The 9,740-nt window shown below is 61.2% G+C and carries 10 protein-coding genes and 1 pseudogene; 10 read left to right on the top strand and 1 reads right to left on the bottom strand.

Translation table 11 applies throughout. The annotated features are described in order from the left end of the window. The 5 genes from CR105_RS25730 to CR105_RS25710 form a co-directional block, all read left to right on the top strand. A partial coding sequence (locus CR105_RS25730; protein ID WP_143752802.1) for a DUF4331 family protein occupies window positions 1–290 on the top strand: 290 nt, incomplete at its 5' end. Between the two features lie 15 nt (window positions 291–305). Continuing rightward, complete coding sequence (locus CR105_RS25725) at window positions 306–596, top strand: hypothetical protein (RefSeq protein WP_099793591.1); 291 nt, start codon at window positions 306–308, stop codon at window positions 594–596. Window positions 597–608: 12 nt separating this feature from the next. Continuing rightward, on the top strand, window positions 609–842 hold the full coding sequence (locus tag CR105_RS25720) for a hypothetical protein (RefSeq protein WP_099793589.1): 234 nt from the start codon (window positions 609–611) through the stop codon (window positions 840–842). 384 nt (window positions 843–1,226) lie between these two features. Continuing rightward, entirely contained in the window at window positions 1,227–3,050 is a 1,824-nt protein-coding gene (locus CR105_RS25715) for a S8 family serine peptidase (protein ID WP_099793586.1), read from the top strand. A gap of 100 nt (window positions 3,051–3,150) precedes the next feature. Further along, a complete protein-coding gene (locus CR105_RS25710; RefSeq protein ID WP_229414129.1) occupies window positions 3,151–3,789 on the top strand; it encodes a PH domain-containing protein in 639 nt (212 codons plus the stop codon). A 32-nt stretch (window positions 3,790–3,821) separates the two neighbouring features. On the opposite strand, the pseudogene CR105_RS25705 reads toward CR105_RS25710, so the two are convergent. Next, window positions 3,822–4,106 (bottom strand): annotated as a pseudogene (locus CR105_RS25705) (DUF427 domain-containing protein); the annotation flags it as partial. A 167-nt stretch (window positions 4,107–4,273) separates the two neighbouring features. Here CR105_RS25705 and CR105_RS25700 point away from each other — a divergent pair. The 5 genes from CR105_RS25700 to CR105_RS25680 all read left to right on the top strand — a co-directional run bounded on the left by CR105_RS25700 (window position 4,274) and on the right by CR105_RS25680 (window position 9,671). Then, window positions 4,274–4,564 (top strand): hypothetical protein, encoded by a 291-nt coding sequence (locus CR105_RS25700; protein WP_099793582.1) that lies wholly within the window; start codon window positions 4,274–4,276, stop codon window positions 4,562–4,564. Window positions 4,565–4,878: 314 nt separating this feature from the next. Then, the gene (locus CR105_RS25695; RefSeq protein WP_099793580.1) at window positions 4,879–5,622 is read left to right on the top strand and encodes a DUF3348 domain-containing protein; all 744 of its coding nucleotides are present in this window, start codon (window positions 4,879–4,881) and stop codon (window positions 5,620–5,622) included. After that, window positions 5,619–8,258, top strand: coding sequence for a DUF802 domain-containing protein (locus tag CR105_RS25690; RefSeq protein WP_099793578.1), 2,640 nt, complete (start codon window positions 5,619–5,621; stop codon window positions 8,256–8,258). Before CR105_RS25695 ends, CR105_RS25690 begins: the two co-directional genes overlap by 4 nt. Then, window positions 8,258–8,893, top strand: a complete 636-nt coding sequence (locus CR105_RS25685; RefSeq protein WP_099793576.1) for an OmpA family protein — start codon at window positions 8,258–8,260, stop codon at window positions 8,891–8,893. The genes CR105_RS25690 and CR105_RS25685 overlap by 1 nt, the downstream gene beginning before the upstream one ends. Continuing rightward, window positions 8,886–9,671 carry a DUF2894 domain-containing protein gene (locus CR105_RS25680; RefSeq protein ID WP_099793574.1) on the top strand — a complete coding sequence of 262 codons (786 nt, stop codon included), beginning with the start codon at window positions 8,886–8,888 and terminating at the stop codon, window positions 9,669–9,671. Before CR105_RS25685 ends, CR105_RS25680 begins: the two co-directional genes overlap by 8 nt. Window positions 9,672–9,740 lie beyond the last annotated feature (69 nt).

Genomic DNA, 9,740 nt, shown 5'->3' with positions numbered 1-9,740 from the left:
TCGCGCCGCGTCCGGTCGCTACGCAGAGTCCGCTCGGCGTAGCCGCCGGCGACAATGCCGGCTTCCCGAACGGCCGCCGTCCAGCCGACGACGTCACCGACCTGTCGCTGCGCGTTGCCATGGGCGCCCTGTGCGTGCTGACCGGCGCCACCGACACGCTCAAAGTTGGCTGCAAGCCGTCCGATGCTCCAGCCGGCGGCGCGGCGCTGACCGATGGCGTGCGCAAGACCGCCGCCGACTTCAAGGGCGTGTTCCCGTACCTGAACACCCCGCTGCCAGGCAATAACTAAGTCGAGGAGAAATCTATGAAGCCATTCACAATCCCCGGCCGCAAAAGGGCGGTCATCGTCGCGGTGACGATGCTGGCCGCAATCAGCCTTACAGCCTGCGGCGGCGACGGCGACGATTACCGCGCGCCCGATACGCCGGCGCCGGTGCCGACACCGACACCGACACCAGTGCCGATGGTAGACGCGTTCTTCGCTGCCGTCATGGCGTTGATCGCGACCTCGCCGGATGACACGGAGCCGAGCGCGACGGTAGAAGCCATCGTCGCCACGGCGCCGGAAAACACCGAGCCGCAAGCGCTGCCGTAGCAAACTGCCCTTGTGCGCAGCGAGCTGGAACTTTGCGTCAAGCTGGTTCCAGCTTTTTTTTGGTCCGCGCAAACACTGGACGGCGATCAAGACGCGTCTGAAATCACTTTCATGCAACGGTTAGTGATGACCACAAGACCCGGCTTTTCCGCGCTATTCGCGGCGTCGCCGTACCCGTACTTGCTCATCGATATAGACTTCGTCATCATCGGCGCAAACCCGGCCTATCTACGAGAACAGGTTTGAACGCTTAGAAATGAGAACTCCACGCGACATACGTTCAAATACTTTGTTACCAAATGTGAGAAAACACATTTGCCATTCATCCAATTTACGTCGTAGCTATTTTCAATACACAAAATAACACCGCTCGAACGGGTCTCCTATGAAGATTCGGAACGGACTTACATCTTGCAAATCCTTTCGAAGTCAAACTGTCATCAAGCCAGCCTCTGACGCAGACTTTCTGAAGTTCCCGTGCAATATCAAGTACATATCGATTCCCGCGTTCGCCTGGAATCATGACTTGCGGCAGCTTTTCGATGCCACTACCATCCACCGTTCTCATCAGCAGCATCAATCTTCCGGCGAGTTGTTGCGCCGTGCCTCTACTTCTGAACGGACTCATGCATGTCGAAAATCGCACTGACTAATGGTTTCACCACTTCCCGCACCCGAATCGCGATGGCCCTCGGGGCCACGCTGCTGTCCATGACCGGTGTCGCCCGCGCCGCCGACTTCAGCGATGGCGTGCACGAGTATGCCCGTGGCCGCATCCTGGTTGAAGGGCGCGCCGGCCTGGCTGGCGACGACCTGGACAAGATTCTGAAAGCACACGGCGGCAAGCGCCGCAAGATGGGCCAGTCGAACCTGCAAATCGTCGACTTGCCGGCCGGCGCCAACGAAACGGCCATCGTCGAAAAACTGCGCCGCAATCCAGCGCTGCGCCTGGTTGAACTCGACCGCAAGTACAAGAGCACGCTGGCGGTCAACGATCCCTACATCGGCAGCGAGTGGCACATTGCAAAGATCGGCGCCGACATTGCCTGGGACACGACGCAGGGCGCGGGCGTCACCATCGCCATCCTGGACTCGGGTGTCGACGGCACGCATCCCGACCTGGCGCCGAACATGGTCGCCGGCTACAACATGGCAAGCAACAACACCGACACGTCCGACGTCTGCGGTCACGGCACCGCCGTTGCCGGCGCGGCCGCGGCGCGCAGCAACAACGGCACTGGTGTCGCCAGCGTCGCCGGTCAGGCGAAGATCATGCCCATCCGCATCGCCAGTTACGACAGCGCGACGGGAAGCTGCCAGGCCTATTCGAGCACGATCGCCAACGGCATCACCTGGGCGGCCGACCGCGGCGCGCGCATTGCCAACGTCAGCTACGGTCCGCTGGCCGGCAACGCCACCATCCAGAGCGCGGCCAACTACATGAAGAGCAAGGGCGGCCTGGTGTTCGTCTCCGCCGGCAACAACGGCCTCAACGAAAGCACCACGCCCACCACCAGTCTGATCGCCGTATCCGCAACCGATCAGTACGACAAAAAGACGAGCTGGTCAACGCACGGCGCGTTTGTGTCGCTGGCCGCACCAGGCGCCAGCATCTGGACCACCTCGAAAGGCGGCAGCTATGGCGGCTGGAACGGCACCTCGTTCGCCAGCCCGGTAGCAGCCGGCGTGGCGGCGTTGATGATGGCGGCCAATCCATCGCTGGACGGCGCCAAGATCGAACAGGCGCTGTTCTCGAGCGCCGTCGACCTCGGCGCTGCCGGGCGTGATTCCAGCTTCGGTTACGGCCGCGTCAACGCCGCCGCGGCCGTCAGGGCTGTTCGCGCTTCGGTGCCGGTGGCCGATACCCAAAAGCCGGCGTCGACGATTACCTCGCCGGCGGCAAGCTCGTCGGTCAGTGGGCTCGCCACGGTCAACGTCACCGCCACCGACAATGTCGGCGTGACCCGTGTCGACCTGTCCGCCAACGGCACCATCGTCGCAACCGACGCCGCCAGCCCATTCAGCTTCAGCTGGAACTCGGCCAATTCGGCCAACGGCATGGTGGCACTGGTGGCCACGGCCTACGATGCTGCCGGCAACTTCATGGCGTCGGCCCCCGTCTCGGTCAACGTTGCCAACGGCAGCGTCACGCCGACGCCGGCGCCCGCCAAGGACATCACCGCTCCGGTATCGTCGATCGACAACCCGGTCGCGGGCACCGTCTCCGGCATTGTCGCCATCAGCGCGCGCGCCACCGATGACAGCGGCCCGGCCGGCTTGTTCACCCGCCTGTACATCGACAACACGATGGTCGGCCAGGGCTACGGCGGTGTGCAGTCGTACTCGTGGAACACGGCCCTGTGGAGCACTGGGACCCATACCATCCAGTTCAACGCAGCCGACGCGGCCGGCAACTGGGTGCCGAAGCAGGTGACGGTGACTGTGGTGCGGTAAGTAGTCAGCTGAAACGGTTGGAAGGGCGACGTGCAGTGGAGCGTCGCCTTTTCTTATTCCGCCATTTAATCGCTTGAACGACAGTTGAAGCCGTGAAATAATGTATTTTCAACTACACCGCAAAGGCAATCATGTTCAAGAGACTGGCAGCGGGTCACTTGGCATCAGCGATATCGGCGTCATCGTCGATCCTGCGGATTACAACAAGGTCGATGCGGACGATTACCTGTTTAACGAGGATGGCGAGCAAATCTTCTTTCTCATCAAAAGCAAGAAGGATGAGTACTGCTTCACCAACCTGGCCCTGATCCATGTAGACGGCGACTCGGCGATATCGTCGAAGCGTTCCATCAAGCGCTACGACTATTCCTCCCACCAGATCTCGAAGGTGACCATCGAGACTGCCGGAACGCTCGATATGGACATCGAACTCAAGTTCGACCTGGAGGGCATCGTGTTCTCAATTGACATCAAGAAGACCTTCATTGAGCAACTCAAGGATATTTACAAGGCTTTGATCACTATCGGCAAACAGCAGAAACGCGACGCGGCATCGCGGGACAACGCGATGCGCACGCTGGACGCCACAGCATCCGTGCACAAGCTCAATATCGCCCCAGGTGAAGGTGGGCTGGCCGTCCAATACGGCTTGTTGCTGGAGGCCCTCAATACGTCCATGTTCGACACGCACACCAAACGCGATTTCAGTGACGTGTTCACGAAATATATTCACAACTGAAGTTCATTGCAGACCCAATCGGATTTGCACTGTCAGGCCTCCACCTCCACGCCCTTCCAGAATGCGACGTGGCCGGCGATATTCGCAGCCGCCGATTTGGGCGCGGGATACAGCCACGCCGCATCCTTGTTGGTCTTGCCGTTCACTTCGATGTCGTAATAACTGGCCGTGCCCTTCCACGAACACACAGTCGTGGTCGCCGAGTCCTTGAAGAACTGGCGCCGCAGGGACGCAGGCGGAAAATAGTGGTTGTTTTCCACCACGACTGTTTCATCAGACTCTGCCAGCACTTCGCCGTTCCATATTGCTTTCATGTGCTCTCCTGTTTTGTCTTGTGCTCGCTAAGAAAGCGACGCGTCGTTAAGTCTACATCGACCGCCAATGCCGATCGCCCTATGTTCGCTTGCGCAATTCGATCAGAAGCAAGGGTTGTCAGGGGTGCAGTACAATTTGAAAGTTCATCGTCCTTCATCCATCAGTGACCATGCCTAATCCCATTGACCGCCGACGCTATGTCGCACCGCACCTGCGCGAAGCGAAGGCGCTCACGGATCAATGTGGCGAGGCGTACATCAAAGCGTGGAACCGCCCATACAACCTAATGGCGGAGAAAACGATGCTGGATATTTTCATCAGGACCTGTCCGATCGATTGTAGCGAAGATATAGTAGCGCTTGACATCGCAATCGACGCTGCCAAAATCGAGGTGCCACTGGCCAAACAGAGGTTAGTGGCAGCGCTCGCGAAGTTTCATTCGCTCAAGACTGACGGCTAGATATACGGCATACGAGCTGGGGGCTTTCGCGACAGTGCTCGACACGTATGTCGACGCGGGCGTAAACGATTATCTGGACGCCGTACGAAGTACAAGCTGAGCGATTGGCCTCGGCGGTTCCGGACGCTACGCCAGCGCCTCGCCCCCTGAACAGTTCTCCGGGTCGCCCCTCCACCATTCCCGGCCAAATTGAGTTCTCCCAGCGAAGCCGCTATAATCCGGTAGCCTTATTTCCATGGAACAAGGCATAAGCCCGCGTCTCGGCGTCCGCACCCCGATTCCGCCTCCACCTCCCCTTTCTGACTTCATGCGCCATGACGCGCGACCTTCCACGTACAAATTTCCATAGTTCCCAACTCATCCGCTGCCTTGCTGAACTCGACCTGTTGGAAGGCGCCGAGCCGGCGCGTGACTTTGCGGACAAGCTGGGACAATGGATGCACTTCACCGACGCGATCGCCCTGTCGTCCGTGCTGGAAAGCGGCATGCCCAAGCTACCGTCGCAGAGCACGGTGCCGCGCGAAGCAACGAGCGTGCGCCTGACTGCCGAAGTCGAGCGAACCCGCGCATTCATGATCAGTTCAATCACCAAAAGCTGCGCGGGCGGCAATACGCCTATCAAGCTGCCGCTGGTGGAGCCGGAGGTATCGTATGCGCCTTACCGTCAATTCTATGATGCCCACCAGCGCGACATCGAACTGAGCGTAGAGCCGCTGCGCGTGAACTTGCGCGACGCGCTGGCCAAGGCATCGCCCCGCCTCAGAAAGCTCGCGGAGCTCGACGTCGTGATGGAAAGATTTTTGCGCGAGCGCGAGGCTAAGCTACTGGCCAGGGTGCCGCTGCTGTTGCAAAAGCACTTCGTTGCCCAGTACGCCGCGCATCAGGCACAGGTCAGCGCGAGCGGTCAACCCGATACCCCGGCGGCCTGGATGCATCCCGGCGGCTGGCTGGCGCGCTTCTGCCAGACCCTGCAAACGCTGCTGCTGGCCAGCGCTGAACTGCGCTTGCAGCCGTGCGAAGGACTCCTTGAAGCAATCAATCAAAAAGAAACTCCATGAATAAACTATTGTTCAACCTTGCCTTCATCACCGGCGCAGTCGCGGTCATCTGGGTCGGCTTCGGCTTCATCGATTCCAGCGCCCTGGCAATGGCCATGACGGCGCTGATCTTCGCGGTGTATCTTGCCGGCGCCATCGAGTTGCACCGCTTCCGGCACGCCACCGCCAGCCTCACCACGGCGCTTGGCGCGATCGCGGAAGACCTCCCGGACCTGAACCGATTCCTGTCCGGCATGCATGGTTCGCTGCAGCATCCCGTACGCCTGCGCATCGAGGGCGAACGTGCCGGCCTGCCCGGCCCTTCCCTGACGCCCTACTTGGTCGGCTTGCTGGTCATGCTGGGGATGCTCGGCACCTTCCTCGGGATGGTCGTTACGCTCAAGGGAGCAGTCTTCACGCTGGAGAAAAGCGCCGACCTCGAAACAATGCGCTCGGCACTGGCAGTGCCGGTAAAGGGCCTGGGCCTGGCTTTCGGCACTTCGGTGGCCGGTGTCGCGGCCTCGGCCGTGCTGGGCCTGATGTCCGCACTCTGCCGTCGCGAGCGGATGCAAGCAGGCCAGCTCCTCGATGTCAAGGCCGCTACAGTGATGAGCGGCTTCTCGCACGCGCGGCAGCGCGAGCACACCTTTCGCGCGCTGCAGGTGCAGTCCGAGGCCATGCCGCAGGTGGTAGACAAACTGCAAGCAATGATGCTGCAAATCGAAGCGATGAGCGGACAGCTCAACGACCGCCTGCTTGCCAATCAGGAACAGTTCCACAGCCGTGCAAGCGAGGCCTACACGGAGCTGGCACGTTCGGTCGACAAATCGCTGCGCGAAAGCCTGGCCGACAGCGCGCAGTCGGCCGGCGAGAGCATCAAGCCAATATTTGAAGCAACGATGCACGGCATTGCGATAGAGACGACCGCAATGCATGAACGCACCGCCGCCACCGTGCAGCAACAGCTCGACGGCCTTGCCGATCGCTTCGGCGTCGCCACCGCCAGCGTCGCACAGACCTGGAGCGCCGCGCTCGACAGCCAGGAGCGCGCCAATCTCGATCTCGCCGCCGGCTTGGGGCGTTCGCTGGAAGCGTTCAGTGCCTCATTCGACCAGCGCGCAGGCGCAATGGTCGAAAGGGTAGGCGACGTGCTCGACAGCCATCAGCAAGCCAATCGCAGCCTCACCACCGATATGGGTCGTTCTCTGGAAGCGTTCAGCGCCTCATTCGATCAGCGCGCAGGCGCAATGGTAGAAAAGATGGGCGACGCGCTCGACAGCCAGCAGCAAGCCAGTCGCACCGTCACCACCGATATGGGGCGTTCCCTCGAAGCGTTCAGCGCTTCATTCGACCAACGCGCAGGCGCAATGGTCGAAAAGATGGGCGACGCGCTCGACAGCCAGCAGCAAGCCAATCGCAGCCTCGCCACCGACATCGGGCGTTCCCTGGAAGCGTTCAGCGCTTCATTCGACCAGCGCGCAGGCGCAATGGTCGACAAGGTAGGCGACGCGCTCGACAGCCAGCAGCAAGCCACTCGCAGCCTCGCCAACGATATGGGGCGTTCGCTGGAAGCGTTCAGCGCTGCATTCGACCAGCGCGCAGCCGCAATGGTCGAACAAGTAGGCGCCGCCCATGCCAGCCTGCAGGCCGGCCAGGCCGCGCAGGATGAGCAGCGCCAGCAGGCCTGGTCGCAGTCGCTGGAAGCAACCGCGGCAACGCTGACGCGCGAATTGCGTGAAAGCGGCGTGCAGGTTCTCGCCCAGCAGCGCGAAATTTGCACCGCCGTCACACACGCCGTGCGGGAGCTTGCCGACCAGACCCAGGCCGGGATGGGTACGTCGCTGGATCAGACGACACGCCTGATCACAACGGCCGAAGACTTGATTCGCTCGCGCATCGCCACTGAATCGCAGTGGCTGGACCAGCATCGCCAGCGCATGGACCAGCTGGCCCGCATGCTGCAGACCGAACTGGGCGCGCTGCGCGATCAGGAGGCCGCGCGTGGCGCCGCGGCGGTGGCGCACCTGGGTGACCTGCAGGCCGCCGTCACCACGCATCTGACAACACTGGGCACCGCCTTGGAAGCGCCGATCACGCGCCTGATCGAAACCGCCGCCGAAGCGCCGCGCGCAGCCGCCGAAGTGATCGGCCAAATGCGCCAGGAGATTTCCCATAGCGTTGCGCGCGACAATGCTCTGCTCGAAGAACGCAGCCGCATCATGGAAACGCTGAACGCGCTGCTGGACGTCATTAACCATGCTTCTCACGAACAGCGCGCGGTGATCGACTCGCTCGTGGCGTCGTCGTCCGTCAAGCTCGACGAAGCCAGCATCGCGTTTTCCGCGGACATTGCCAGCGAATCAGGCAAGCTTTCCGAGATTGCCGCCAGTGTTACCAGCAGCGCGGTGGATGTGGCCAGCCTGGCGGCCGCCTTCGGCGTAGCGGTACATTCCTTCAACGAAGCGAATGAAAAACTCGGTTCCAACCTCGACCGCATCGAGGTCGCCCTGGATAAATCCATGACGCGCAGTGACGGGCAACTGGCCTACTACGTGGCACAGGCGCGTGAGATCATCGACCTCTCCATGAGTTCGCAGAAGGTGATCATCGAAGAGCTGCGTCAGCTGCCTGCAATGCTGGCGGACGAAGGCAGATAATGGAAGACATCGACGCATCCGAACACAGCGCGCCGGTCTGGGCCGTCTTTGGCGACCTGATGTCCGGACTGCTGGGCGCATTCGTGCTGCTGCTGGTGGCAGTGGTTGGCGTGCAGATGGAACTGAGTTCCAGCCTGCAGGCAGAAGTGAAGAAACGTCAGGCCGAGGAACAGCGCCGCATGACGCTGGAGAAGGCCCTGGCGGTGCCGCTGGCAAGTGGCCGCATTACCCTGAACAATGGCCGCATCGGCATCAGTGGTCAGGTTCTGTTCGCACAAAATTCGGACAAATTGCAGCCGGATGGCCGCCAGTTGCTCAACAGCCTGGTAGTGCCGCTGCGCGCCTACCTCGCCTCACGCGACGAGATGCTGATGGTCAGTGGCTTTACCGACGACAAGCCCATCCGCAACGGACCGTTTGCGGACAACTGGGAACTGTCGGCGCAGCGTGCGCTAACGGTAACGCGCACCCTGGTCGAGCAAGGAATGCCTTCGTCGATGGTGTTTGCCGCCGCATTCGGTTCCGAGCAGCCGGTAAAAGCGAACACCGACGACACCGCGCGCGCGCAGAACCGGCGGGTGGAGATGGCGCCGGTACCCAAGTCTTCTTCTGCCAAAGCGCCTTCCAATGGGTGACGATGGTATCCAGGCAATGGATTCTGCGCAGGCGGTACCGGAATCGAGCATTGATACCCTGCTTGCGAGCGTGAGGGATCAGGGCGGAGGACGCTTCGACGCTGCAGGGTGGCACTATCTCGAAACGCTGGCGCGGCGCGCTGCGGCACACGACGGGAGCGCGCGGCACATGCTGGAGACGAAGCTCGCACGGGCGCTGGCCGTATTTGCCGAGCGATTCGAGCAAGCGCGCACTGCCGCAGCCAGAATGCTCGCCACTGCTTGCGAGAAGCATCCACACGCTGCCACCGAGCTGCAGCGGCTGTTTGCATCCAACGATTTCAAAGGCTTACGATACTTTCTAGCCGAGCTGGAAGCGCGTGAGCAATGTGCGGCATTGACTGAGCTGGTATCGCAACTTGAACCGGCCTTGACCGGTGCACCGGGACATCCCACCGTACAACGTGCAACCTCGCACGCGACCGCAACCGGCTCCTCCACCCTCGAGCTGAAGACCGTGCGCGAATCACGCGCTACCTGGGCCAGACTGAGCGTCGACAAACAGCTGGCGCAGGCCATGAAACAGGCGCCGATCAATGCCGGGCCGATCAACTCCCACATGCTGGTACTGCGCTCGCTGGCAATGATGCAGGAAATTTCGCCGGATTATCTGAGCCGCATGGTCTCTTACGTTGATACGCTACTTTTATTGGATCCGGGCGAAATGGATGTGCCGGCCAAGCGGAAAAAGGCATTACCTGGGAAGGTAGCTAAGCCGACGAAGGCGATGAAAAAGTAAGTGGGTTGTAAGGTCGAACGAGGTACGCCCGATTTGCGGCGGCCCGAACAATCATCCGCCTCTCGATTG

The sequence above is a fragment of the Massilia eurypsychrophila genome, assembly GCF_002760655.1.
Lineage (GTDB): Bacteria > Pseudomonadota > Gammaproteobacteria > Burkholderiales > Burkholderiaceae_D > JAFCUW01.
Note: the sequence above shows the minus strand (reverse complement) of the source record. Positions and strands in the feature narration are given on the sequence as shown.